The organism is Tropicibacter oceani (assembly GCF_029958925.1).
Lineage (GTDB): Bacteria > Pseudomonadota > Alphaproteobacteria > Rhodobacterales > Rhodobacteraceae > Pacificoceanicola > Pacificoceanicola oceani.
In genome coordinates this window covers 673,607-698,353 of sequence record NZ_CP124616.1, presented here as the reverse complement: position 1 = coordinate 698,353, position 24,747 = coordinate 673,607, and the positions used below count along the sequence as shown (strand labels likewise).

The following is a 24,747-nucleotide window of genomic DNA, read 5'->3' as shown; positions in this document are numbered from 1 at the left end:
ACGTGTGACAGGTGTCAGCCCGGCATCGAGCTGACACCAACCTGCGCGGGGCGCAGCAAACGGTCGTGCAGCATGAACCCTTCGGCCGACACCTGGATGATGTCGCCCGCCTTGGTGCCCGGCAGGGGCGCTTCGAACATGGCTTCGTGCAGCTTGGGATCGAAACGATCGCCGACCTGGGGCGTGACCCGGGTTACCCCGTGACGGTCAAAGACGGTCATAAGTTCCTTGAGGGTCAGTTCAACCCCTTCGGTCAGTGCAACGGACGCCTGGTCCGTCGCCTCTTTTGCCGCGTTCAGGGCGCGGTTCAGGTTGTCGTAAACCGGGATCAGGTCGCGTGCGATGCGGGTGCCGCCATAGGCCTGCGCTTCGCGGCGATCTTTGTCGGCGCGCTTGCGGCTGTTTTCGGCATCGGCCAGCGCCCGCATGAAGCGATCCTTGAATTCATCCCGCTCGGCTTCGAGCGATGCGATGATCTGTTCCGGCGTCGGGTCAGCCTCGGCGGCTTCTGCCTCGGCCTGCTCCATCGCTTCGATATCGTCGAGAAAATCTTCGTCTCTCGGGTCTGCCATTCTTCACCTCTAACTGCGGTCGGAAATCAGCTTTCCGACCAGCTGGGCCGTATAGTCCACGATGGGAACGATCCGGCCATAGTTGAGGCGCGTGGGTCCGATGACCCCCACCGCGCCAATGATCTTACGGTCAGCGTTCATATATGGAGAGACCACCAAAGAGGAACCCGAAAGTGAGAAAAGTTTGTTCTCTGAACCGATGAAAATGCGCACCCCGTCGCCCTGATCGGTCAATTCAAGGAATTCTGCGATATCACGCTTGCGTTCAAGGTCGTCAAACAACTGGCGAATGCGCTCGAGCTCTTCTTCGGCGGCGTCATCGCCCAAAAGATTCGCCCGCCCGCGCACGATCAACCGGGCCGAACTGTCGGATTCGCCATCCCAGACGGCAACGCCGGCTTCGATCAGTTGCGCGGCCAGCACGTCCAGCTCCTGTCGGCGGCGCTTGACCTCGTCCAGCATGACCCGGCGCAATTGGTCCAAGGTGCGGCCCTCGGCCAGGGCGTTCACGAAATTCGCCGCTTCGCGCATCGAGCTGGGGGTCTGGCCCGGCGGCGGCGTGAACAGGCGGTTTTCGACATGGCCATCGGCAAAGACGATCACCACAAGCGCGCGATCATGGCCAAGACTGACGAATTCGATATGTTTCAGCGGCGCTTCGTGTTTCGGCGTCAGCACAAGGGACGCCCCATGCGTGACCCCGGACAGCGCCGATCCGATCTGATCCAGAAGGCCACCGACGTCCTTGGCATTGGCACCCATGGTCGCGTCGATCTTTTGACGGTCGTCGCGGTCCAGGTCGCGCACTTCCAGCAACCCATCGACAAACATGCGCAGGCCCAGCTGCGTCGGAATGCGCCCGGCGCTGATGTGCGGGCTGTCCAGCAGGCCAAGGAATTCGAGATCCTGCATGACGTTGCGGATTGTTGCCGCCGACACCTTTTCCGACAAGGTGCGGGTCAAGGTGCGCGATCCAACCGGTTCTCCGGATTCCAGATAGCCTTCGACCACGCGGCGGAAAACCTCGCGCGAGCGTTGGTTCATCTGGGACAGCAGTTCGTTCGCCTTGTTCATCCTTGGCCTCTTGAGAGCCTGACCATTAAAGACGCCTGAGCCTTGGCGTCAATCGGACTTGCGCCGAGGGGGGTGGCCCGTCTATCCGTGGCGCAACATACCAGAGAGGAAGACCATGAGACCTTCGGGACGGAATTTAAGCGAAATGCGCGCTGTTTCAATCGAAACAGGGGTAACGAAACACGCCGAAGGGTCATGCCTGATCAAAATGGGCGACACGCACGTGTTGTGCACGGCCTCGGTCGAGGAACGTGTGCCGCCGTTCATCAAGGGTTCGGGCCTGGGCTGGGTCACCGCCGAATACGGGATGCTGCCGCGGTCGACCTCGTCGCGGATGCGGCGCGAAGCCACCAGCGGCAAGCAAGGCGGACGCACCGTGGAAATCCAGCGCCTGATCGGCCGGTCCCTGCGCGCCGGGGTTGACCGCGTCGCCATGGGCGAACGTCAGATCACCGTCGATTGCGATGTGATCCAGGCCGATGGCGGCACGCGCTGCGCATCGATCACCGGCGGATGGGTGGCCCTGCGGATGGCCGTCAACAAGCTGATGAAGGTCGGCGATATCAAGACCGACCCGCTGATTTCGCCGGTCGCGGCGATCAGCTGCGGGATGTATGCCGGTCAGGCGGTTCTGGATCTGGATTACCCCGAAGACAGCGAAGCCGGCGTTGATGGCAACTTTATCCTGCGCGGCGATGGCCAGTTGATCGAAGTGCAGATGTCCGCCGAGGGCGCCACCTTTTCCCGCGATCAGATGGCCCAGTTGATGGACCTGGCGGAAAAAGGCGTGAACGAGCTGGTGGCCGCGCAGCTGGCGGCCTTTGCATGACGCGCCCGTTTACAGGCGATCGCCTTTTGGTCGCGACCCACAACCAGGGCAAGCTGGAAGAGATCGCCGATCTGTTGAAACCCTTTGGCGTCGCGGTTGTCGGCGCCAAAGAAGTGGGCCTGCCCGAACCGGTCGAGGACGGCACCAGTTTTGTGGAAAACGCCCGGATCAAGGCCCACGCCGCCGCCAAGGCAACTGGCCTGCCCGCCCTGTCCGATGACAGCGGGATCGAGATCGACGGACTGGACAAGGCGCCGGGTGTTTATACGGCCGATTGGGCCGAAACAGAGACTGGTCGTGACTTTGTCATGGCGATGGAGAAAAGCTATCGTCTGCTTGTCGAGCGGAACGCGCCGCAACCCTGGACGGCTCGGTTTTGCTGCACGCTGGTGCTGGCCTGGCCAGATGGCCACGACGAAGTTTTCCCGGGCGTGATGGAAGGTCAGGTTGTCTGGCCGATGCGCGGGGATCAGGGACACGGCTATGATCCGATCTTTCAGCCCGAAGGCTATGATGTGACCTTTGGCGAAATGGACCGCTGGGAAAAGAACAAGATCAGCCATCGTGCGGATGCGTTCCGCAAGTTGGTGAAGGGCTGCTTTGATCGCTGAGGATTCGAAAAACGGGGGCTTTGGCCTGTATGTGCATTGGCCCTTTTGCGAGGCCAAATGCCCCTATTGCGACTTCAACAGCCATGTGACCCGGTCGATTGACCAGACCGTCTGGGCCAATGCCTTGGCGCAAGAGGTCCGGCGGGTGTCCGAGCTGGTGCCCGGCCGTGTGCTCAATTCGATCTTTTTCGGAGGCGGCACACCGTCCCTGATGGCCCCCGAAACCGTGCGTACGGTTCTGGAGGCGGCCAGAGAGAACTGGCTATGGGCCAACGATATTGAAATCACCCTGGAGGCCAATCCGCGGTCGGTCGAAATGGCACGCTTTGGTGGCTATGCCGACGCGGGAGTGAACAGGGTTTCCCTGGGCGTTCAAGCGTTGCGCGCCGATGATCTGCGGCGTCTTGGCAGACTGCATGACGTGGACGAGGCGCGCAAAGCCTTTGAAATCGCGCGCTCGGTCTTTGGGCGGGTCAGTTTCGACCTGATCTATGCGCGCCAAGGACAAAGCCTGGCCGATTGGGAAGCCGAGTTGACCGAGGCGCTTTCCCTGTCGGTCGACCACCTGTCGCTGTACCAGTTGACCATCGAAAAGGGCACCGCATTTTGGGATCGGGCCAAGGCGGGGAAGCTGCGGGATTTGCCTTCGGATGATCTGGCGGCGGATATGTATGATGTGACGCAAGAGCTTTGCGCAAAGGCCGGGCTGCCAGCCTATGAGGTTTCCAATCACGCCCGTCCGGGCGCGGAATCCCGGCACAATCTGATCTATTGGCGCTATGGGGATTATGCTGGCGTCGGGCCTGGTGCCCATGGTCGCCTGACCGTGTCTGGACAGAAATACGCGACAGTTGCGGCCTCGGCTCCAGGGGACTGGTTGGCGCGGGTCAAGGCCGGGTCCGGAGATACGGTGTTTGATGCTGTTTCTGGTGGCGATCAGGGTGGTGAATACCTGATGATGGGGCTGCGTATAAATGAAGGCGTCAACCGCGACCGGCTATACCAAATGATGGGTCAGCATCTTGACCCAGATACAATCAAGGGCCTGATGGACCTGGGTCTGATCTGGCAAACGGAAACGGCCCTTGGCGTCACACCAAAGGGCCGTCTTGTTCTTAACTCGGTCATTGCCGAGTTGATGCCGGAATAGATCCGGCGGCATTAGTCAACCGACGCTGAGCATCGCGCATAGCGCATCAAGCTGTTCGAGCGATTCGTAGGAAATGGTGATTTTGCCCGCCTCTTGCCCCGGCTTGTGGTCGATGGTGACTTTCATGCTGAGGGCGGCGGAAAGATCGCCTTCGAGCGCGCGGGTATCGGCGTCTTTTTCTACCTTGAAACTGCCTTCGGGTTTGCGCTTGGGTGCGGCCGGTGTTGTGGCGGCCTTGGCCAACTGCTCGGCGGCGCGGACGGACAACCCTTTGGCGACGATGGTCTTGGCCAGGTCCTCGGGGTTGGTTGCAGTGACCAACGTGCGGGCGTGGCCTGCACTAAGATCGCCTTTGACCACCATGTCCTGGACCGAATCCGGGAGGTTGAGCAGACGCATGAGATTGGCAATGTGGCTGCGGCTTTTGCCCAGGGCTTCGGCCAGTTTTTCCTGGGTATGGCCGAACTTGAACATCAACTGACGATAGCCGGCTGCCTCTTCGATGGCGTTCAGATCGGCGCGTTGAATGTTTTCGATGATTGCGACTTCGAGAACCTCGGTATCATCGAATTCGCGGATCAAAACGGGTAGTTCATGCAGTTGCGCGATCTGGGCGGCCCGCCAACGGCGTTCCCCTGCGACGATTTCAAACTGGTTGGCGTCCTTGGGATTGACGCGCACGATCAAGGGCTGAATGACGCCCTTTGCCCTGATCGACTCGGCCAGTTCCTGCAACTGCGGTTCCGTAAAGGTGCGGCGAGGCTGATCGGGATTGGGAACGATGCGTTCAATCGGAATCAGGCGATCGGGCCGAACGGCCTGCGTATCCCCGGCCGGCTGTTGACCACGCGGTTCAACATCCGCCATGAGCGCCGACAACCCCCGGCCCAATCCTCTGCGCTGCTCTTTCTTGTCTGCCATCCTGGCCCCCTATCGTGTCTGTTCCGGCCTTAGGCGGCCAGTTTTGCGTTTCTTTTCACCAGCTCTTCGGCAAGCATCCGGTACGCGACTGCGCCCTTGGATTGGCTGTCATAGCTGAGGACTGGCAAGGCATAGGACGGTGCTTCGCTGACCCGGACGTTGCGCGGTATGACCGTGTTGAAAACAAGGTCGGCCAGGTTGGCGCGGGCGTCTGCCTCCACCTGTTGCGAAAGGTTGTTCCTGGCGTCGTACATGGTGAGCACGACGCCCTCGATCCGCAAATTCGGGTTTGCGTTCTGGCGCACGTCGCGGATTGTCAGCATCAATTGCGACAGACCTTCCAGCGCGAAGAATTCGCTTTGCAGCGGGACCAGAACGGAATGCGCGGCCACCATGGCGTTGACGGTGAGAAGGTTCAGCGACGGCGGGCAGTCAATCAGGATGTAGTCAAAGCCGAAAGCGTCCATCGCGGGCTGACGCAACACATCATGCAACAGAAAGCTGCGCTTTTCGTTCGAGATCAGCTCCATATCGGCCGAACTGAGATCTACTGTGGCTGGAACCAGCATCAAGTTCGGCGTCGTGGTTTCAAGGATGACTTGATCCAGTTCGATATCTTCCAGGAGCAATTCGTAGGTTGTGAATTCCCGGTCTTCGGGTTCGATGCCAAGGCCAGTCGACGCGTTGCCCTGCGGATCGAGGTCAATGACAAGAACGCGCAGGCCCAATTCCGCCATGGCGGCGCCCAGGTTGATGGTGGTTGTTGTCTTTCCGACTCCGCCTTTTTGGTTGGCGACAGCGATGATTTTCGGGCTGGTCGCATGTGCCAGATCAGACATGGGCGATCTCTCCAATTTCGAGGATGACGGAATTCGGGTCAGTGATACTTTTATGTGGCGTAGCGCGGAATTTCCACGATTCTTGCGCTCTGCTCATCTCGTTTTTCCAACTTGCGCCCTTTTGCAGCAAAGCCGTGCCGTCCGGGGCGATGTGGCGCCGAACGTAGTCAAGCAGCAAGGGCAAGGGGGCAAGCGCACGGGCAGAAACGACTTGGGCATTTTGGGGCGGAGCCACCTCAATCCTTTGCGTCAGGACCTTGGCTGCCGTCCCAGTTTCGCGGATCACCGTTCGCAGGAATGTCGATTTTCGGGCATCGCTTTCGATCAAGGTTATCGCCATATCAGGCGCCTTTTCAGCGGCCAGAATGGCGATGACGAGGCCAGGAAATCCGCCCCCACTGCCCAGATCAACCCATGTTTCAACGGACTTAGGGGCGTGACCGAAAATCTGAGCGGAATCCAGGATATGACGTTCCCACGCAGCGTCCAGTGTGCTTGGCGACACCAGGTTGATCTTGGGATTCCATGTACGAAGAAGCTCCAGATAGGTGTTCAGCCTATCTTTTGTTTCACGTGAAACATCGGCGCCAATCGCTTTCGACAGGTCACTCACGCCAGATTTCGCTTTGCCGGTTGCCGCAGCTTGGACAGAATCAAGGTCAAAGCTGCAGGTGTCATACCATCAATCCGCGACGCCTGAGACAGATCTTCGGGCCTTGCCTGTTTCAGCTTGGCCTTCAATTCATTGGAAAGACTCGACATGTCGTCATAGTTGAAGTCCTGTGGAATCTGCATGGATTCATCCCGTTGCAAGATTTCCACATCATGGCGTTGCCGTTCGATGTAGTTCGCGTAAAGCGCCTCGCATTTCAGCTGCCTGCCCACCGCGGCATCAATGGACGCCAATTCGTCTGAACACTTGGCGACATCCTGAAACTCGACGTCCTTGAACGACAGCGCCTGATAGGCCGAACGCTTTGCGCCATCGACTTTGACATCAACGCCAAGATCCAGGATCTCTTGAGGTGACAGCATGACCGACTGCGCAACATCGCGCGCAGCCGACAGTTTGTCGACCTTCTCCAGGAAAGCCACTCGGCGCCGCTCCGAGACACAAGCCAAGTCAATCGCCTTTGGTGTAAGCCGTTGATCGGCATTGTCGGCACGCAAAGAAAGGCGGAACTCGGCTCGCGATGTGAACATCCTGTAAGGCTCGGACACGCCACGAGTCGTCAAATCATCAATCATCACGCCGATATAGCTTTCGCTGCGGACGAACCGGATCGGGTCCCTGCCCTGCGCAGCCGCGGCCGCGTTCAGCCCGGCAACCAGTCCCTGGGCAGCCGCTTCTTCGTACCCCGTCGTGCCATTGATCTGACCGGCAAGGAACAATCCGTCGACTTGGCGCAAGGCCAAACGCGAGTCCAGTTCACGAGGATCGACGTAATCGTATTCAATCGCATAGCCCGGTTGGGTAATCACTGCCCGCTCAAGCCCAACAATGCTGTGAACATAGTCCTCTTGGACCGACGCAGGCAGCGAGGTGGAGATCCCGTTTGGATAGACCGTGTGGTCATCCAGCCCCTCGGGCTCCAAAAAAATCTGATGGCTTTCTTTGTCAGAAAACCGAACGACCTTGTCCTCGATCGAGGGGCAGTAGCGCGGGCCCACACCGCTGATATGACCCCCGTACATCGCGGATCGGTCCAAGTTTTGGCGAATGATATCATGCGTCCTGGCGTTTGTATGCGTGATGCCGCAGGATATCTGGCGCGCCTGCACGCCGGAGGACAGAAAGGAAAACAGCACGGGGTCATCGTCGCCCGGCTGCATTTCCAAAATATCCCAATTGATTGTGCGTCCATCCAATCGCGGCGGCGTTCCTGTCTTTAGTCGACCCAGAGACAACCCAAATCCGTCAATGCGTTCGGCAAGTCGCACAGATGGGCGTGCGCCCATTCGACCACCCGAAGACCGTTGATCGCCAATATGAATGACGCCCCGCAAGAATGTTCCGCTGGTCAAGACAACAGAGCGCGCAGCCAACTGTGTGCCGTCCGCCAGGTCAACACCGGCAACGGACCCGCCCTGCATCAGAAAATCAACGGCCTCGCCCTCGACCACCGTGATATTCGAAATTGCAGCGATCACCGCTTGCATGGTTTCGCGATAAATCTTTCGATCCGCTTGCGTGCGCGGGCCCTGTACGGCGGGTCCTTTGCGCCGGTTCAGCAAACGGAATTGAATGCCGGCAGCGTCCGCCACCAGACCCATCACACCGTCCATCGCATCAATTTCGCGAACCAGGTGGCCTTTTCCCAATCCACCGATGGCCGGGTTGCAGGACATCACACCAAGATCGGACTTGTTCAATGTGATCAAAGCGACCAGCGCACCCATTCGTGCAGCCGCGGCCGCGGCTTCGGTACCGGCATGGCCACCACCAACAACAATGACGTCAAATTGGTTTTGTTTCACGTGAAACACTCCTACTTCCCAACACAAAAGCTGGAAAAGATCTCGTCCAGCAGATGCTCGACATCGACATATCCCAAAAGCGAGCTCATCCCACGGACAGCGACGCGAATTTCCTCGCTCACAATATCATAAACATCCGGACCTTGATCCAAAAGCTCCAACGCCCGATCAATCTGAACCAGGCCACTTTCAAGAACCAACCGATGCCGCAGACGGCTTGCAACCCCTGCTCCGGCGGTCATGTCCTGCAACGTAGCCTTCAGTTTTTCCAAAAGCTGCGGCACGCCTTCGCCAGTCAATCCGGACACACCGTTTTCGACCACCATCTGATCCGCCTTCGCTGCAACCACGATATCCTGCGGCTGAACTTCAATCGACGGAGCATCTCCCGCAGCGATCAAGTGAAGGCGGATATCTGCCGTGGCGGCGCGCGCCTTTGCCCGATCGACACCAATCGATTCGACCAGATCTTCGGTTTCGCGCAAACCCGCCGTGTCGATCAATGTCACCGCCAGCCCACCGATGTCCATTCGAACCTCGATGACATCACGCGTAGTCCCCGCCACTTCCGAGGTGATCGCCGCCTCGCGCCCCGCAAGATAATTCAAAAGCGTCGATTTCCCGACATTCGTCGCGCCAACGATGGCAACTTCAAACCCGTGGCGCACACGTTCCGCAGCCTCCAGCCCGGACAGTTGCCGCACCACATCCTTGCGAACACCCGACAACAACTCCCGAACTTCATCCGAAACGTCGACCGGCACTTCCTCGTCAGCGAAATCAATGGTCGCTTCGATCAACGATGCCGCCCGAATGATATCGGTCCGCCAACGTTCCACCAGCGTGCCAAGCGCCCCCGACAAAACCTCGGCCGCCTGCTTTCTCTGCGCCTCGGTCTCTGCCTCGATCAAATCGGACAAGGCTTCGACCTGGGTCAGATCCAGAACGCCGTTTTCCATGGCTCGGCGCGTGAACTCTCCCGCTTCCGCATGACGCAGCCCGTCAATCTGCGACAGCCGTTTCAAAACCGCCGCGATGACGGCAAGACTGCCATGAACCTGAAACTCGACAACCGCTTCACCGGTAAAGCTTTTCCCGGCTTCAAAGACCAGAACAAGGGCCTCGTCCAGCACCTCGCCCGTCGCGCTTCGCAGTTTTCTAAGGCTGGCCTGCCGCGCAACCGGCAAGCTTCCACATATCTCTACACCAGCCGTCAGCGCATGCGGGCCAGAAACCCGAATGACCGAAACGCCCGCTTTCCCCGGCGCGCTTGCCAAGGCAAAGATCGTGTCCATGGCAAACCTGGGATCAGGTGTTCATCGAGTCGAAGAACTCGGAGTTGGTTTTCGTCTGTTTCAGCTTCGACAACAGGAATTCGATGCCATCCGTCGTCCCCATCGGGTTCAGAATTCGCCGCAGGACAAAGGTCTTTTGCAGGTCGATCTTGTCCACCAACAGCTCTTCTTTCCGCGTTCCGGACTTGAGGATATCGATGGCCGGGAACACGCGCTTGTCCGCAATCTTGCGATCCAGAACGATTTCCGAGTTGCCGGTACCCTTGAATTCTTCAAAGATCACTTCGTCCATCCGCGAACCGGTATCAATCAGTGCTGTCGCGATGATGGTCAGCGATCCACCTTCTTCAATATTCCGCGCCGCACCAAAGAACCGCTTGGGCCGCTGCAGTGCATTCGCATCCACACCACCGGTCAAAACCTTACCAGAGGACGGAACAACCGTGTTGAACGCTCTACCAAGTCTTGTGATCGAATCAAGAAGAATAACAACATCTCGCTTATGCTCGACCAGGCGTTTGGCCTTTTCGATCACCATTTCGGACACGGCCACGTGGCGCTGCGCCGGTTCGTCAAAGGTGGACGACACGACCTCGCCTTTGACCGAACGCTGCATGTCCGTCACTTCTTCGGGGCGTTCGTCGATCAAAAGAACAATCAGATAGCATTCCGGATGGTTCTTTTCGATCGAGTTCGCGATGTTCTGCAGGATCACCGTCTTACCGGTCCGCGGCGGGGCCACGATCAGGCTACGCTGGCCTTTGCCGATCGGCGCCACCAGGTCGATCACCCGGGCCGAACGGTCCTTGATCGTCGGATCTTCGATTTCCATCTTCAGTCGCTCATCGGGGTACAGCGGCGTCAGGTTGTCAAAGGCGATCTTGTGGCGCGCCTTTTCGGGATCTTCAAAGTTGATCAACCGAACAGACACCAGCGCGAAATACCGCTCTTCGCCATCCGGCGCCTTGATTTCACCGTCAATCGTATCTCCGGTGCGCAGCGAATATTTGCGGATCATCTCGGGCGACACGTAGATGTCATCCGGACCCGGCAGATAGTTCGCCTCGGGCGACCGCAGAAAACCGAAACCGTCCTGAAGCACTTCCAGAACGCCGTCTCCGAAGATTTCCCAACCATCATCGGCCCGCTCGCGCAGGATCTGGAACATCATCTCGCCTTTGCGCATGGTCGAGGCGTTCTCGATCTCCAGATCTTCCGCCATCGCCAGCAGGTCTTTCGGGCTTTGCGCCTTCAGCTCAGCAAGGTTCAATCTTTCCTGGGTCATACAACGCCCTTCGGGCATTTCTGCCCGCCTCATGTCGCTCAATGGGAAACTGCTCCAGAACAGGAACATCAGCCTCCTACCCCGAGAACGCCTCAAAGGTCAATGACCCGCTCTTCCGGCCTGCCTTTCTAAAGAAATAAAGAAAATAGAAAGGATTTTGATTTATTTAGAGGGGCATCTTAACTGTGGATTAATGGTTCTTACCAAACCTTACCCACACCCCACCTCGCTTGGGGGCTTTCTGTGGATGGTTTGCCGGAACCTGTCCATGTCCCTGCTGTGTAATGGCTTTCCAGCCGTTGACCACGGGGAAATCACGGGTGGATAACGACGGAGTGGTACAGTTCCTCCCGTCTGCAAAGTTTTCCTTCCCACAGGCAGGACTAACTCTCTGACCTTTCCTGAAAGGGCCGAGTCATCCCAAGGCTTGCATGCTCGTGGCTTTTTCCCCAGAAACGTAACCACGTCTGGCCACATGGTTTTCCGCGATTTTATCCACATGATTCTTGACCTGATCCTTGCCTCCGGCTCTGAAATCCGCGCCGATCTTCTGCGTGCGGCGGGTTTGGTGATCCAGATCGAATCGCCAAAAGTCGACGAAATCGCAATCCGTCAGGCGTTGGAACTTGATCAAGCCAGTCCGCGCGACATTGCCGATACACTGGCCGAGTCGAAGGCCCAGAAAATCGCCCGCAAGTTTCCGCAGGCGCTGGTTCTTGGTTGCGACCAGGTTCTTGATCTGGATGGCGCGCTTTTGTCCAAACCCGCAACGGCCGATCAGGCCCGGGAACAGCTGACCCAACTGCGCGGCAAGACCCATCGCCTGTTGTCGGCCGCCGTGCTTTACCAGAACGCCGAACCGATCTGGCGGCACGTTTCCACCGCCCGCCTGACCATGCGCGATTTCTCGGACGATTATCTTGACCAGTATGTCGCCCGCAACTGGCCCGACATCGGTTCCTCGGTGGGGTCCTACAAGCTTGAAAAAGAAGGCGTTCGCCTGTTTTCGCAGATTCAGGGCGATCATTTCACGATCCTCGGTCTGCCTCTGCTCGAACTGTTGAATTATCTGACTCTTCGCGGGGTCATTGCGGGATGACCGCGCCGCGCATTCCCCTTGCCGGCGTCATCGGATACCCCGTTGCGCACTCCAGATCCCCTCGGCTTTTTGCGCATTGGCTCAAGGCTCATGATCTGCCTGGCCACTACATCCCGCTCGAGATTGCTTCGGACAAGTTGGAAAGCAGCCTGCGGTGCCTGCCCGATCTGGGCTTTGTCGGCGTCAACGTCACCCTTCCTTACAAGGAAAAGGTGATGGATCTGGCGGATCTGATTTCAGACCGGGCCACGTTGATCGGTGCGGCCAATACCCTGATCTTCCGGCAGGACGGCAAGATTCACGCCGACAACACCGATGGCTACGGGTTCGTTGAAAACTTGCGCCAGGGCGCGCCGGGCTGGAATCCGCGTTTGGGGGCGGCCACGGTCTTTGGTGCGGGCGGCGCGGCGCGGGCTGTCATTGCTTCGCTTCTGGATGTGGGCGTGCCGGAAATCCGGCTGACCAACCGCACCCGCATCCGCGCCGAAAAACTGCGTGATGATTTTGGCAACCGGGTGCAGGTGCACGACTGGGTCAAGGCCGGCAACATCATCGAAGGCAGCCAGGTCATCATCAATACCACCTCGCTTGGAATGGTTGGAAAACCACCTTTTCGCGTGCCGCTGGATGCGTTGAAACCCGGCATGATCGTCACCGACATCGTGTATACTCCGTTGAAAACCCACCTGCTCGAGGTGGCCGAAGCGCGCGGATGCATCGCGGTCGACGGGCTTGGCATGTTGCTGCACCAGGCGGTGCCAGGGTTCGAACGCTGGTTCGGCCAACGCCCGGAAATCACCCAGTCCACCAGATCGGCGGTTTTATCATGAAATTCCGGCTGGGATTGACAGGATCAATCGGGATGGGCAAATCCACGACAGCGGCCATGTTCGCTGACGAAGGATGCGCCGTCTGGGATGCGGATGCCGCGGTGCACAGGCTCTATTCCGCCTCCGGGGCGGCCGTAGCGCCGATGCAGGCGGCTTTTCCCGAGGCAATAGAAAATCTGGCCGTGTCGCGTGATCGCCTGCGCGCCATTATTGCACAGGATAAAACCGCGCTTGCCCGGATCGAAGCCATCGTTCACCCCCTTGTCGCACAGGACCGCGCCGATTTTGCGCGCTTGAACGCGGACAAGATCGGCGTTTTCGACATTCCCCTGCTGTTCGAAACCGGCGGAGACCGCGAGATGGACGCCACCGCATGTGTCTCTGTTCCGCCTGAAATCCAGAAAAGCCGGGTTCTGGAACGTGGCACAATGACGGCCGAGGATCTGGACCGCATTCTGTCGCGCCAGATGCCCAACGATGAAAAATGCGCCCGCGCGACCTATGTCATCGAAACTGATACGCTTGAGCATGCCCGCGCACAGGTGCAGGCTGTGATGCAGGACATAAGGAACAGGCTGAACCATGCGTGAGATCGTTCTTGATACCGAAACCACAGGTTTCGAGCCCGAGTCCGGCGACCGGATCGTCGAAATCGGTGCGCTTGAGCTTTATAACCACATGCCCACGGGCAAGACCTATCACCAATATATCAACCCTGAACGCGGCATGCCGGATGATGCCTTTGGTGTTCATGGTATCGGCCCTGACCTGTTGGATGTCCCGCGCCCGCCGAACCCGGGCGAAGTCACCCTGCGTGACAAGCCGGTGTTCAAGGCTGTCGGTCAGGCCTTTCTGGATTTCATCGGCGATGCCAACCTGGTGATCCACAACGCCAGTTTCGACATGAAATTCCTGAATGCCGAGCTCAAGTGGATCGGCCTGCCGCAGATCCCCTTTTCGCGTGCCACAGACACCTTGGCCATTGCGCGGAAAAAATTCCCGGGCTCTCCTGCCTCGCTTGATGCGTTGTGTCGCCGGTTCGGCATCGACAACTCGTCCCGGACGCTGCACGGCGCGCTTTTGGACAGTGAAATCCTGGCCGAAGTCTATCTGGAGCTGATCGGCGGCAAGCAGCCCGATTTTGCCCTGGCCACTCCAACCCAGCGCCAGGCGACGGGCGAACCCGAGGAAGACTGGCGCCCGAAACCCCGCCCTGCGCCCCTGGCGTCGCGGATTTCGGACAAGGAAAAGGCGGCTCACGCCGCCTTTGTCGAGAAACTTGGGGAAAACGCGCTTTGGTCACGGACCTGAAGCGCGCTTTGCCTTAGTTCGCGGGCGCTGCCGCGGCCTGCTGCTGGGCACGCTTGGCGATTTCGGCACGGTAAAGCGCCAGGAAATCGATGGTGTCCAGGTTCAGCGGCATGAAGCCACCATCACGGGTCACGTCCGATACGATGCGGCGCACGAACGGGAAAATCATCCGCGGGCATTCGATCAGCAAGAAGGGGTGCATCTGGTCTTCGGGCACGTTCTCGATCTGGAAGACACCGGCGTAATCCAGTTCCAGCAGGAACAGATGATCGCCCGTCCCCTTGGACTTGGCATCAACCTTCAGCTTCAGGACGACCTCGTACTGATGTTCGACCGAACGCTTTTTCGCATCCAGGTTCACCTGAACCTGCACGTCGGGCTGCACTTCGCCCGTCACGCCCTTTTGGGCCAGGATGTTTTCAAAGGACATGTCCCGCACAAATTGTGCCAAAACATTCATCTTGGGGGGCTGGGGGGCCTGAGCCGCCGCGCCGTTGTCATTTTCCGCCATAAGCCGAACTCCGCTGGATCAAAAATATTGCATCATGACTTAGCAGGCCGGTTTTGCATGCTCAATGCCTCGTCCAGCCCGAGCCGGGGTGATTGGGGTTTTTCCCGTCGGGAAGCTCGGTGAATTCGCCTTCGATCACGTCCGACGGACCGCGCGGCGCATGCGGATCGCGCCCGGGCCCTGCCGGGTGGCGCGGATCGGGGCCCATTTCAAAGCGGGCCACGGTGACACGCTTGCGCGCCCAGGCAAAGACCGCCATGCGCACCGGCGGCGCCAGCAGGGCAAAGCCCACCGCGTCGGTGAAAAATCCCGGCGTCAGCAACAAGGCCCCCGCGATCAGGATCATCGCGCCATGCGCCAAGGGCTCGCTTGGGTCCTGAAGGTCGGAAAAGGACGATTGCAGTTGGCCAATCGCCATCCGCCCCTGTTGTTTGACCAGCCAGGTGCCCAAAATCGCGGTCAGGATGACGACGACAAGGGTTGGCCACAGCCCGATCAGACCGCCGACCTGGATGAAAAGGGCGATCTCGATCAAGGGGACAGCCAGAAATGCGATAAACAACCACATGGGTGGGGCTCCTTCGTGTACCGGTGCAGGTGGACTTGCCCGCACACAGCACCTACATAGGAACGCAACAGCAAAATTGCCATCCACCCCCAGCACGAGGTGCAGATGAACTCGCCCATCCTTCAGCTTCTGGTTCTTGCCGGAATTGCCATTTTTCTCGTTTTGCGCCTGCGCAGTGTTCTTGGAACGCGTGACGGGTTCGAGCAGCCAAAGGGCCAGCCTGCCCCGACATCGCGCCGTGACAAGCGTGATTTCGAGGTGATCGAAGGCGGTCCCGATCTCGACATCACGGATCACGCGCCCGAAGGCTCGGACATGGCCAAGGCCCTGGCCGCCATGAAACGCGCCGAGCCCAGCTTTGGCGTATCCGATTTCCTGTCTGGTGCGCGCGGCGCCTATGAAATGATCCTGATGGGGTTCGAGCGCGGCGAGATCGAGCCGCTGGTGCCGTTCCTTGACCCCGACGTTTACGAGACCTTCCAGCAGGTGGTCGATCAGCGCACCGAACAGGGCCTGACCGTCGAGGCCGAATTCATCGGCGTGCGCGAACTGTCCCTGTCCGACGCCACCTTTGACGAAACAACCCGCCGCGCCGAGATCACGGTGAAATACGTGGGCGAGCTGACCTCGGTGGTCAAGGATGCCAACGGCCAGGTGATCGAAGGATCGCCCACCGCCGTCAAGCGCCAGAAAGACATCTGGACCTATGCGCGCGTCATGGGCAGCAATGACCCCAACTGGCAGCTTGTCGCAACGGACGAATGATACGAACGGTACTTGCAGCGCTTTTCGCTTTATCCACCATGACCGAACCATCCTCTGCCCAAACCGAGGTGACTTATCAGATCCTCGATTTCGGGGATCTGGACGGTTGGGCCGAGGACAAGCATGACGAAGCGCTGCAAACCTTTCTGAACACCTGCAACGATCTGGACGACCCCGATTGGCGCGCGCTGTGCGGGGTTGCCGCCGATGCCGGCAATGCGCGCCAGTTCTTTGAACTGTTCTTCCGGCCGGTGCTGATCAGCGACGGCAAGGACCCCTTGTTCACCGGCTATTTCGAACCCGAGCTTGACGGCTCGCCCGTGCCGACGCCGCGCTATCGTCACCCGATTTACAAAATGCCCCCCGAGGCACGCGACATCCGGCCCTGGCTGACCCGCCGCGAGATTTTGACATCGGGCGCGATGGATGGCCGGGGGTTGGAAATCGCCTGGGTCGATGATCCGGTCGAACTGTTCTTTCTTCAGGTGCAGGGTTCGGGCCGCGTGCGGTTTCCGGACGGACGCCACATCCGCGTCGGCTATGGCGGGTTCAACGGCCACAGCTATCGCTCGATCGGGCAGGAACTGGTCCGCCGTGGCACCTATCAGCCGCATCAGGTGTCCGCGCAGGTGATCAAGAACTGGGTGCGGCGCAACCCGGTCGATGGTCAGGAACTGCTGTTTCACAACAACAGCTATGTGTTTTTCCGCGAAGTCAGCGAAGTGCCCGCCGACAAGGGCCCGCTTGGCGCCATGAACCGGTCGATCACCACCATGCGGTCGATCGCGGTTGACCCCGCGTTTACCCCGCTGGGCGCACCGGTCTGGGTTGAAAAGGATGGCAAGAAACCGATGCGGCGGCTGATGATCGCGCAGGATACCGGTTCAGCCATCAAGGGCGCCCAGCGCGCCGACATCTTCATCGGCACGGGCGACAAGGCCGGGCGCATCGCGGGAACGCTCAAGGATCCGGGGCGGATGATCGTCTTTATGCCGATCCAGCGCGCCTATGCCTTGCTGCCGGAATCGGTGCAATGACCCGGCGGCGTGTCCGCCCCGAGGAACTGGAGCTTTGGCAGCAGATCGCGAAAAGCGCGGACCCGCTGCACAAACGTCCCAAACCGGTGGTGCGCGCCAAGCCCAAGAAACCGGGCAAGATCACCCCGCCACCCGCGCCGTCGATCCCCAGTTTCAATCTTGGTGACATGGCGCAGCCGCATACAGAAACGCATGTTTTCCCCAAGACCACCAGCCAGCGGCTGAAATCCGAACCGGTGCAGATGGACAACAAGTCCTTTACCCGGCTCAAACGCGGCAAACTGGCCCCCGAGGCCCGGATCGACCTGCATGGCATGACCCTGGACCAGGCGCATCCTGCCTTGTCGCGGTTCATCATGACATCCCATGCCCGCGGCATGCGGCTGGTCCTGGTGATCACCGGCAAAGGATCGCGCGAAGATCCCTATGACCCGATGCCCCACCGGCGCGGCGTGTTGAAACGGCAGGTGCCCATGTGGTTGCGGCAGCCGCCGATTTCTCAGGCCGTGTTGCAGGTGGCCGAGGCGCATATCAAGCACGGCGGTTCTGGCGCGTATTACGTCTATCTGCGGCGCAGCCGCTAAAGCGTTCTGGAATAGCGCCCGACCCCCACCGCCATCAACGCCGTCGTGGTCAGGAAGAACAGCCCGACGCCCAGGTATTGCGTTTCGATCCCGATCCCAAGGTCGATAAAGGCCCCCGTGATGCCCGGCCCGATGGCTGATCCCAGCACCATGACCGAGGCAGCGGTCGCCTTGACCGCCCCCAGGTGCCGGGTTCCGTAGAATTCCGCCCAAAACGCATTGGGCAGCGTTGCATTCGCCCCGGTTGTCATGGCCATGAACATCAGGCCGACAAAGGCATGTGCCGGCGTCTGAGCCAGCGCCAGAATGATGAACCCCGCCACCATGGGCAGTTGGTACCAGGGGATCAGGCGCGGCGTGCCGAACCGGTCCAGCAGGCCACCCGACAGCAGCATCACCGCAAACCCAGCCACCGTATACAGCGGAAACAGCGCGACCAGATCCAGATGCGCCCAGCCTTTGACCTCGGCGAAATGGACCTGCTGGAAAAAGAAGGCAGTGTTGAAGGCGGCCGGGCCTAGGATCGCCGGGACCATGAACCAGAACAGCGGATGGCGCAGGGCGTCCAACCGGGTCCAGTGGCGTTTGTCCATGCCAAAGGACACGTCGCTTTCGGCGTGCGATTGCGGCGTGCGTTCCTGCCGCAGCAGTGCGTACAGCAGCGGAATGGCCGCGACGCTGACCGCCGCCGCGCCGACCCACAGCCAGCGCCAGTCGATCAGCAGCATCAGCGACACGAAACTGACCGGCAGGATCGCCTCTCCCATGGCAAAGCCCAGCCCCGCGATCGACAGCGCCCGCCCGCGCGAGGCGATGAACCAACGCGACATGGACACCACGGCAAGGTGGCTCATCATCCCCTGCCCGGTCAGGCGCAACGCAAAGATCACCAGCGGCAACAGTGCGGCCCAGGTGTTCAGCGCCATGAACAGGCAGGCCGCAGCCAGCAGCACAAGCACGCCGGCACCCAGCACCCGCGTGCGATACCGGTCAGTCAGCCCGCCCGACCACAGCATGACCACGGCCGAAGCGCCGGTTCCCAAGGTATAGATGCCGCCCCATTCACCATGGCTCAGGTCAAAGCCCGCGCGGATTTCCCCCGAAAAGATCGAGATGAAATAGGTCTGCCCAAAGCCCGACAGAAAGGTCAGCAAGATGCCGACCGACAGCCAGCGAAAGTTCCCGGTCAGAAAACGAAGAAAGCCCATGCGCAAGCTATGTCGCGCAATTGGCCCCCCGGCAATGGTTTACCGGGGCTTTAGCGCGGCGGTGACATAGTTCACCGACAGGTCCTTGTCCGACAGGCTCCATTTCCAGGTGATCGGGTTAAAGACAAAGCCCTTGCGATCCACCGGGTCCAGCCCCGCCTTGCGGATCAGGTCGTACAGTTCATCGGGGGTGATGAACTTGTTCCATTCATGGGTGCCCTTGGGCAGCCAGCGCATGACATATTCGGCGCCGACAATCGCCATGGCAAAGCTTTTGGGATTGCGGTTGATGGTGGAACAGATGTGCAGCCCGCCGGGTTTCAGCAGCTCTTGGCAGGCGGTCAGATAGGCCAGCGGGTCGGCCACGTGTTCGACCACCTCCATGTTCAGCACCACGTCAAAGCGTTCGCCGCCCGCGGCGACCGCTTCGGCGGTGGTGTGGCGGTAATCGATGTCCAGCCCGGATTGCAGCGCATGGGTCTGCGCCACGGGGATGTTGCGTTCGGCGGCATCGACGCCGACGATGGTCGCGCCAAGCCGTGCCATGGGTTCACAAAGCAGCCCGCCGCCACAGCCAATATCGACGATGCGCAGCCCCTTGAACGGCAATTCGCCAGACAGGTCGCGGTCGAATTCACCCGCGATTTGCGTCGTGATATAGTCCAGCCGGCAGGGGTTCAGCATATGCAATGGCTTGAACTTGCCGTTCGGGTCCCACCATTCGGCGGCCATTGCCTCGAACTTTGCCACTTCTGCTGGATCGACGGTGACTGTCATGACTTTCCCCATGGTCTTTTGCCCTTCAGACTTAATATAGATGGATCATGGACAAATTCCCGAGCCAAATGCGCGCAGTTCAGTACCTCTATCCGCCGGTTGATCCCTATGATCAACGCACCATGCCTGTTGGCGATGGCCACACGATCTATGTCGAACAATGCGGCAACCCCGAAGGCATTCCCGTCATCGTTCTGCACGGCGGTCCGGGCGGTGGATGCAGCCCCGCCATGCGCCGGTATTTCGATCCCCGGGTGTTTCGTGTCGTGCTGTTCGATCAGCGCGGCTGTGGGCGGTCGCGCCCCCATGCCAGCGTGCAGGCCAACACGACATGGGATCTGGTTGCCGATATCGAACGCATCCGCACGGTTCTGGACATTGACCGCTTTGTCGTCTTTGGCGGCAGCTGGGGCGCGACCCTTGCGCTGATCTACGCGATTTCGCACCCCGATCACGTCCGTCACCTGGTTCTGCGCGGCGTCTTCATGATGACCCAGGTCGAGCTGGACTGGTTCTATGGCGGCGGCGCCGGGCAGTTCTGGCCCGAAACCTGGGCGCGGTTCTGCAACCTGATCCCCGAAGAGGAACGCGATGACCTGATCGCCGCCTACCACAAGCGGCTGTTCAGCGGCGATCTGCGGGTCGAAACAAAGCACGCGCAGGCCTGGTCGGCATGGGAGAACGCGCTGGCGTCGGTTTATTCGTCGGGGCATGGGGGCGAAACGCCCGGGGAATATGCCCGTGCCTTTGCCCGGCTTGAAAACCATTATTTCGTCAACAAGGGCTTTCTGGATCACGACGGCTGGATCCTGGCCAATGTCAGCAAGATCCAGCACATCCCCGGGGACATCATCCAGGGCCGCTATGACATGATCTGCCCGCCCCAACGCGCCTGGGAACTGGCAAAGGCCTGGCCGAATGCCGACCTGAGGATGATCCGCAACGCCGGGCACGCCCTGTCGGAACCGGGCATCAGTTCGGAACTGGTGCGGGCAATGGACCAGATCGCCGAAGCCCTGGCGAAATGATCCGCACCGTCCGGCATGGGTGGCTTTGGACCGGTTTTCAATTCAAGCCTTTACACACGACAGGCAAACGTTAACCTGCCCCCCAATCAGAACAATAGACCGACAGGGATCTTGAACGCAGTTCTCAAAATCATCTTGCAGCGTCTGGCGCTTGGATTGCTCACGCTTTTCATCGTTTCGATTGTCATTTTCACAGCAGTGAACATGCTTCCGGGGGATTTCGCCCAGGCGATCCTTGGACAGGGGGCCACCCCCGAGGCGATTGCCTCGATCCGGCGGGATTTGGGGTTGGACCAAAATCCTGTCACCCGATACCTGATCTGGCTGGGCGACATGCTGCGCGGCGATCTTGGGATCAGCTTTGCCCAGCTCAACTTTCAGTCGAACATGGGCGCGGTCGAGCTGAAAACCGTGACCGACCAGATCGCGCCGCGTTTTGCCAACACCATGTTCCTCGCCGGCGTGACCGCTGCAATCGCCGTGCCCTTTGCGGTGACGCTGGGCGTTCTGGCGGCGCTGTATCGCAACTCGGTCTTTGACAAGGCAGTGAACATATCCACGCTGACGTCGATTTCCTCGCCCGAATTCTTCCTGGCCTATATCCTGATCCTGTTCCTGGCGGTGCTGAATCCGATCCTTCCGGCGATTTCCAACATCTATCAGGGGATTTCCTTTGGCGATCGTCTGGCGGCAACGCTGCTGCCGGCGCTGACGCTGACTTTGGTGGTCACGGCGCACATGATGCGGATGACACGCGCGGCGATCATCAACCTGCTGGCCTCGCCCTATATCGAAATGGCTCGGCTCAAGGGGCTTAGCCCGATGCGGGTGATCGTGAAACACGCGCTGCCGAACGCGCTGGCGCCGATCATCAACGTGATCGCGCTGAACCTGGCCTACCTGATCACCGGCGTCGTCGTGGTCGAGGTGGTCTTTGTCTATCCCGGCATCGGCCAGCTGTTCGTCGACGCGGTCAAGAACCGGGACATCCCGGTCGTGCAGGCCTGCTGCCTGATCTTTGCCGGAGCCTACATCCTGCTGAACCTTGCCGCCGACATCCTGTCGATCCTGACCAACCCGCGTCTGAGGCACCCGAAATGAGCGTCTGGATGAACATTGCGGGCGCGCTGGTCGGTGTTGCGCTGGTGGGCTGGCTGTTCCGCTTGGTCGGGCAAAAGACCACGGGCAACAAACCCTATTTCCGGGACATGCCTTTTGCGGTTGCCTTCGGCTTTGCATTGGCCGTCGCGCTGATCCTTGCCGGGCTTTGGCTGTATTTCCAACCGGCAGAAACCGAACAGGGCGTGCCGCGCGCCTCGGTGATCTTTTTCCGCTGGGCGGTGCACTTCTTTGCCGTCTCGGCGTTGATGGCCTTTGTCTTTCGACTTTTGGGTCGAAATGTCGGCACCACGGACAGCAAAAAGCTGTTCCGCCAGATGCCGCTCACGGCCTCTTATGGCATTCTTGTCGTGTTGATCTACGCCACCGTCGCGATCTTTGCCGGAGTTCTGGCGCCGCATGGGCAGGACCAGGTCTTTGCCGCCGCCAACGTGGTGCCGGGGGGCAACCCGGCGCTGGGCGGCAACCCCGACTTTCCGCTGGGCACTGACCAGATCGGCCGGGATATCCTGTCGCGCCTGATCTTTGGCGCGCAGAACACCGTCGGCATCGCCTTTGCCACCACGCTGATCGCGTTTTTTCTGGGCGGCACGCTGGGCTTTCTGGCGGCAACGCTTCGGGGCTGGGTCGATCAGGTTCTCAGCCGCGGCGTCGACGTGCTGATGGCGATCCCGTCGCTGATCTTTTCGCTGCTGCTGATCACGGTCGCATCGGCCTGGGTGACGGGCACCGGTCTGACCATCGCCATGGTGCTGATCATCGCGGTGATCGATTCCACCCGGGTTTATCGCTTGGCCCGCGCCGTCGGCATGAACATCGTCGTCATGGATTATATCGAGGCCGCCAAGCTGCGCGGCGAAGGCCTGCCTTACCTGATCTTCAAGGAAATCCTGCCCAATGCCACCGCGCCGCTTCTGGCGGAATTCGGGCTGCGGTTCTGCTTTGTCTTCCTGACGATTTCGGCGCTGTCCTTCCTGGGGCTTGGCATCCAGCCGCCGCTGGCCGACTGGGGCACCATGGTCAAGGATCTGTCGGCTTTCATCAATTACGCTGCCTTTGCCCCGCAGATCGCCACGGCCCCGCTGATGGCCGCCGGGGCGATTGCCCTGCTGACGGTCGCGGTCAACTTTGTGGTGGACTGGATGTTGCAGCGTAGCTCGGGGTTGAAGGAATGAGCCATCTTGTCGAAATGCGCGGCATCGTCATGGAAGGCCGCAGCGATGAAACCTGGAACCCGATCATCAACGGCGTCGACCTGACCCTGGACAAGGGCGAGGTGCTGGGCCTGATCGGCGAATCCGGCGCCGGGAAATCCACACTGGGCCTTGCGGCCATGGGCTTTACCCGCGACGGCGTTCGGATTTCCAAGGGCTCGGTCATGTTCGACGGCATCGACCTGCTGGCCGCCAGCGCGGAACAAAAGCGTGCGCTGCTGGGCAAGCGGATCGCCTATGTCGCGCAATCGGCCGCGGCCAGTTTCAACCCCGCGCACAAGCTGATCGACCAGCATTCCGAGGCGCCCGTTCAGCACGGCGTCATGTCCCGCGCCGAGGCCGAGGCCGACGGCATGGAGCTGTACCGCAAACTGCGCCTGCCCAACCCCGACCAGATCGGGTTCCGCTATCCGCATCAGGTGTCCGGCGGACAGCTTCAGCGCGCGATGACGGCCATGGCCATGTCCTGCCGCCCCGATCTGATCATCTTTGACGAACCCACCACCGCGCTGGACGTCACCACCCAGATCGAGGTTCTGGCCAGCATCCGCGACATCGTCGAAGAATACGACACCGCCGCGATCTATATCACCCATGACCTGGCCGTCGTTGCCCAGATGGCCGACCGGATCAAGGTGCTGCTGAAAGGCGACGAGGTCGAAGAGGCCGAGACCCGCGAAATGCTGAGCGCGCCGAAAGAGGACTATACCAAAAGCCTGTGGGCCGTGCGCCATTTCCAGCGCCCGCAAAAGCCCGCCGTAGCGCTGGATGCAACGCCGGTCATCTCGGTGCAGGGCATTACCGCCGCCTACGGCAAGATTGACGTTCTCAAGGATGTCAGCTTTGACATCCACGAAGGTCGCACCGTTGCGGTTGTCGGCGAAAGCGGATCGGGCAAATCGACCACCGCGCGTTGCATCACCGGATTGTTGCCGCCGCGGCTGGGTCATATCGAGTTGGATGGCGAACCCCTTCCGCTGGATTACCGCAAGCGCAGCAAGGATCAGCTGAGGCAGATCCAGATGATCTATCAGATGGCCGATACGGCCCTGAACCCGCGCACCAAGATCGGGGAAATCATCGCCCGCCCGGTGGAATTCTACATGGGTCTCAAGGGCCGTGAAAAACGCCGCCGGGTCGATGAACTGCTGGAACAGATCGAACTGCCCGCCGCGGAATACTATCACCGCCTTCCGTCCGAGCTTTCGGGCGGTCAGAAACAGCGCATCGGCATTGCTCGCGCCCTAGCGGCCGAGCCCAAATTCATCATCTGCGATGAGGTGACAAGCGCCCTTGACCAACTGGTGGCCGAGGGCATCCTGCGCCTGCTTGCCGATCTGCAGGACAAGCTGAAATTGTCCTACATGTTCATCACCCACGACCTGGCCACGGTGAAATCCATCGCCGACGAGGTCGTCGTGATGAAAGAGGGCAGGGTGATCGAACAGGGCGGCAAGACCGAAATGTTCCGTCCGCCGCATCACGCCTATACCGACCTGTTGCTGTCTTCGGTCCCGGAAATGGACCCCGATTGGCTGACGAATCTTCTTGCCGAACGCGGAGTTGATAACATCGGCGACGCTGCTGTTGGTAAGATGGACTGAGAATCACCTATAATGGGTGCGAAATAAAGGCGGCGCAG

26 protein-coding genes are annotated in these 24,747 nt (G+C 59.9%); 14 read left to right on the top strand and 12 right to left on the bottom strand.

Annotation, left to right across the window (positions count from 1 at the left end):
• Window positions 1-14 precede the first annotated feature (14 nt).
• Together QF118_RS03295 and hrcA are read right to left on the bottom strand one after the other, a co-directional pair.
• Complete coding sequence (locus tag QF118_RS03295; protein ID WP_282301226.1) at window positions 15-572, bottom strand: nucleotide exchange factor GrpE; 558 nt, start codon at window positions 570-572, stop codon at window positions 15-17.
• 9 nt (window positions 573-581) lie between these two features.
• Complete coding sequence (gene hrcA / locus QF118_RS03290; RefSeq protein WP_282301225.1) at window positions 582-1,646, bottom strand: heat-inducible transcriptional repressor HrcA; 1,065 nt, start codon at window positions 1,644-1,646, stop codon at window positions 582-584.
• 115 nt (window positions 1,647-1,761) lie between these two features.
• Between hrcA and rph the strand changes: the two genes are divergently transcribed.
• Genes rph through hemW form a run of 3 tightly spaced genes read left to right on the top strand, consistent with a single transcriptional unit; the run spans window position 1,762 to window position 4,236 of the window.
• Window positions 1,762-2,475, top strand: a complete 714-nt coding sequence (gene rph, locus QF118_RS03285) for a ribonuclease PH (RefSeq protein WP_282301224.1) — start codon at window positions 1,762-1,764, stop codon at window positions 2,473-2,475.
• The gene (rdgB, locus tag QF118_RS03280) at window positions 2,472-3,086 is read left to right on the top strand and encodes an RdgB/HAM1 family non-canonical purine NTP pyrophosphatase (protein WP_282301223.1); all 615 of its coding nucleotides are present in this window, start codon (window positions 2,472-2,474) and stop codon (window positions 3,084-3,086) included. Before rph ends, rdgB begins: the two co-directional genes overlap by 4 nt.
• Entirely contained in the window at window positions 3,079-4,236 is a 1,158-nt protein-coding gene (hemW, locus tag QF118_RS03275) for a radical SAM family heme chaperone HemW (protein ID WP_282302391.1), read from the top strand. The genes rdgB and hemW overlap by 8 nt, the downstream gene beginning before the upstream one ends.
• A 15-nt stretch (window positions 4,237-4,251) precedes the next feature.
• On the opposite strand, the gene QF118_RS03270 is transcribed toward hemW, so the two are convergent.
• The 6 genes from QF118_RS03270 to rho are packed head-to-tail and all read right to left on the bottom strand — an operon-like array spanning window position 4,252 to window position 11,054.
• Window positions 4,252-5,157 (bottom strand): ParB/RepB/Spo0J family partition protein, encoded by a 906-nt coding sequence (locus QF118_RS03270; RefSeq protein WP_282301222.1) that lies wholly within the window; start codon window positions 5,155-5,157, stop codon window positions 4,252-4,254.
• Between the two features lie 29 nt (window positions 5,158-5,186).
• Window positions 5,187-5,996 (bottom strand): ParA family protein, encoded by an 810-nt coding sequence (locus QF118_RS03265; protein ID WP_282301221.1) that lies wholly within the window; start codon window positions 5,994-5,996, stop codon window positions 5,187-5,189.
• Complete coding sequence (gene rsmG, locus QF118_RS03260) at window positions 5,989-6,609, bottom strand: 16S rRNA (guanine(527)-N(7))-methyltransferase RsmG (RefSeq protein ID WP_282301220.1); 621 nt, start codon at window positions 6,607-6,609, stop codon at window positions 5,989-5,991. The genes QF118_RS03265 and rsmG overlap by 8 nt, the downstream gene beginning before the upstream one ends.
• A complete protein-coding gene (mnmG, locus tag QF118_RS03255; RefSeq protein WP_282301219.1) occupies window positions 6,606-8,474 on the bottom strand; it encodes a tRNA uridine-5-carboxymethylaminomethyl(34) synthesis enzyme MnmG in 1,869 nt (622 codons plus the stop codon). Before mnmG ends, rsmG begins: the two co-directional genes overlap by 4 nt.
• Window positions 8,475-8,485: 11 nt before the next feature.
• Window positions 8,486-9,769: a tRNA uridine-5-carboxymethylaminomethyl(34) synthesis GTPase MnmE gene (gene mnmE / locus QF118_RS03250; protein WP_282301218.1), complete on the bottom strand. Its 1,284-nt coding sequence runs from the start codon at window positions 9,767-9,769 to the stop codon at window positions 8,486-8,488.
• A 13-nt stretch (window positions 9,770-9,782) separates the two neighbouring features.
• On the bottom strand, window positions 9,783-11,054 hold the full coding sequence (rho, locus tag QF118_RS03245; protein WP_282301217.1) for a transcription termination factor Rho: 1,272 nt from the start codon (window positions 11,052-11,054) through the stop codon (window positions 9,783-9,785).
• A 475-nt stretch (window positions 11,055-11,529) separates the two neighbouring features.
• Here rho and QF118_RS03240 point away from each other — a divergent pair, with 475 nt between their 5' ends.
• Genes QF118_RS03240 through dnaQ form a run of 4 tightly spaced genes read left to right on the top strand, consistent with a single transcriptional unit; the run spans window position 11,530 to window position 14,294 of the window.
• Window positions 11,530-12,153 carry a Maf family protein gene (locus tag QF118_RS03240; protein ID WP_394357070.1) on the top strand — a complete coding sequence of 208 codons (624 nt, stop codon included), beginning with the start codon at window positions 11,530-11,532 and terminating at the stop codon, window positions 12,151-12,153.
• Complete coding sequence (locus QF118_RS03235; protein WP_282301216.1) at window positions 12,150-12,983, top strand: shikimate dehydrogenase; 834 nt, start codon at window positions 12,150-12,152, stop codon at window positions 12,981-12,983. The genes QF118_RS03240 and QF118_RS03235 overlap by 4 nt, the downstream gene beginning before the upstream one ends.
• Complete coding sequence (coaE, locus tag QF118_RS03230) at window positions 12,980-13,573, top strand: dephospho-CoA kinase (protein ID WP_282301215.1); 594 nt, start codon at window positions 12,980-12,982, stop codon at window positions 13,571-13,573. Before QF118_RS03235 ends, coaE begins: the two co-directional genes overlap by 4 nt.
• On the top strand, window positions 13,566-14,294 hold the full coding sequence (gene dnaQ / locus QF118_RS03225) for a DNA polymerase III subunit epsilon (RefSeq protein WP_282301214.1): 729 nt from the start codon (window positions 13,566-13,568) through the stop codon (window positions 14,292-14,294). The genes coaE and dnaQ overlap by 8 nt, the downstream gene beginning before the upstream one ends.
• A 13-nt stretch (window positions 14,295-14,307) precedes the next feature.
• Here the strand turns inward: dnaQ and secB are convergent, their stop codons facing one another.
• Both secB and QF118_RS03215 read right to left on the bottom strand, forming a co-directional pair.
• Entirely contained in the window at window positions 14,308-14,805 is a 498-nt protein-coding gene (gene secB / locus QF118_RS03220) for a protein-export chaperone SecB (protein WP_282301213.1), read from the bottom strand.
• 61 nt (window positions 14,806-14,866) lie between these two features.
• Window positions 14,867-15,373 carry an FxsA family protein gene (locus tag QF118_RS03215; protein ID WP_282301212.1) on the bottom strand — a complete coding sequence of 169 codons (507 nt, stop codon included), beginning with the start codon at window positions 15,371-15,373 and terminating at the stop codon, window positions 14,867-14,869.
• Window positions 15,374-15,478: 105 nt separating this feature from the next.
• Here QF118_RS03215 and QF118_RS03210 point away from each other — a divergent pair, with 105 nt between their 5' ends.
• The 3 genes from QF118_RS03210 to QF118_RS03200 are packed head-to-tail and all read left to right on the top strand — an operon-like array spanning window position 15,479 to window position 17,759.
• Window positions 15,479-16,138, top strand: a complete 660-nt coding sequence (locus QF118_RS03210; protein ID WP_282301211.1) for a Tim44/TimA family putative adaptor protein — start codon at window positions 15,479-15,481, stop codon at window positions 16,136-16,138.
• Window positions 16,139-16,176: 38 nt separating this feature from the next.
• Window positions 16,177-17,175, top strand: a complete 999-nt coding sequence (mltA, locus tag QF118_RS03205; protein ID WP_282301210.1) for a murein transglycosylase A — start codon at window positions 16,177-16,179, stop codon at window positions 17,173-17,175.
• The gene (locus QF118_RS03200) at window positions 17,172-17,759 is read left to right on the top strand and encodes a Smr/MutS family protein (protein ID WP_282301209.1); all 588 of its coding nucleotides are present in this window, start codon (window positions 17,172-17,174) and stop codon (window positions 17,757-17,759) included. Before mltA ends, QF118_RS03200 begins: the two co-directional genes overlap by 4 nt.
• On the opposite strand, the gene QF118_RS03195 is transcribed toward QF118_RS03200, so the two are convergent.
• Together QF118_RS03195 and ubiG are read right to left on the bottom strand one after the other, a co-directional pair.
• Window positions 17,756-18,967 carry an MFS transporter gene (locus QF118_RS03195; RefSeq protein WP_282301208.1) on the bottom strand — a complete coding sequence of 404 codons (1,212 nt, stop codon included), beginning with the start codon at window positions 18,965-18,967 and terminating at the stop codon, window positions 17,756-17,758. The genes QF118_RS03200 and QF118_RS03195 overlap by 4 nt on opposite strands.
• Window positions 18,968-19,006: 39 nt before the next feature.
• On the bottom strand, window positions 19,007-19,744 hold the full coding sequence (gene ubiG / locus QF118_RS03190) for a bifunctional 2-polyprenyl-6-hydroxyphenol methylase/3-demethylubiquinol 3-O-methyltransferase UbiG (protein WP_282301207.1): 738 nt from the start codon (window positions 19,742-19,744) through the stop codon (window positions 19,007-19,009).
• A gap of 47 nt (window positions 19,745-19,791) precedes the next feature.
• Here ubiG and pip point away from each other — a divergent pair, with 47 nt between their 5' ends.
• From pip to QF118_RS03170, 4 genes are all read left to right on the top strand, one after another.
• Window positions 19,792-20,772 carry a prolyl aminopeptidase gene (gene pip, locus QF118_RS03185; protein WP_282301206.1) on the top strand — a complete coding sequence of 327 codons (981 nt, stop codon included), beginning with the start codon at window positions 19,792-19,794 and terminating at the stop codon, window positions 20,770-20,772.
• 111 nt (window positions 20,773-20,883) lie between these two features.
• The gene (locus tag QF118_RS03180) at window positions 20,884-21,873 is read left to right on the top strand and encodes an ABC transporter permease (protein WP_282301205.1); all 990 of its coding nucleotides are present in this window, start codon (window positions 20,884-20,886) and stop codon (window positions 21,871-21,873) included.
• Window positions 21,870-23,066 (top strand): ABC transporter permease, encoded by a 1,197-nt coding sequence (locus QF118_RS03175; RefSeq protein ID WP_282301204.1) that lies wholly within the window; start codon window positions 21,870-21,872, stop codon window positions 23,064-23,066. The genes QF118_RS03180 and QF118_RS03175 overlap by 4 nt, the downstream gene beginning before the upstream one ends.
• Entirely contained in the window at window positions 23,063-24,709 is a 1,647-nt protein-coding gene (locus tag QF118_RS03170; RefSeq protein WP_282301203.1) for an ABC transporter ATP-binding protein, read from the top strand. Before QF118_RS03175 ends, QF118_RS03170 begins: the two co-directional genes overlap by 4 nt.
• Window positions 24,710-24,747: the final 38 nt, after the last annotated feature.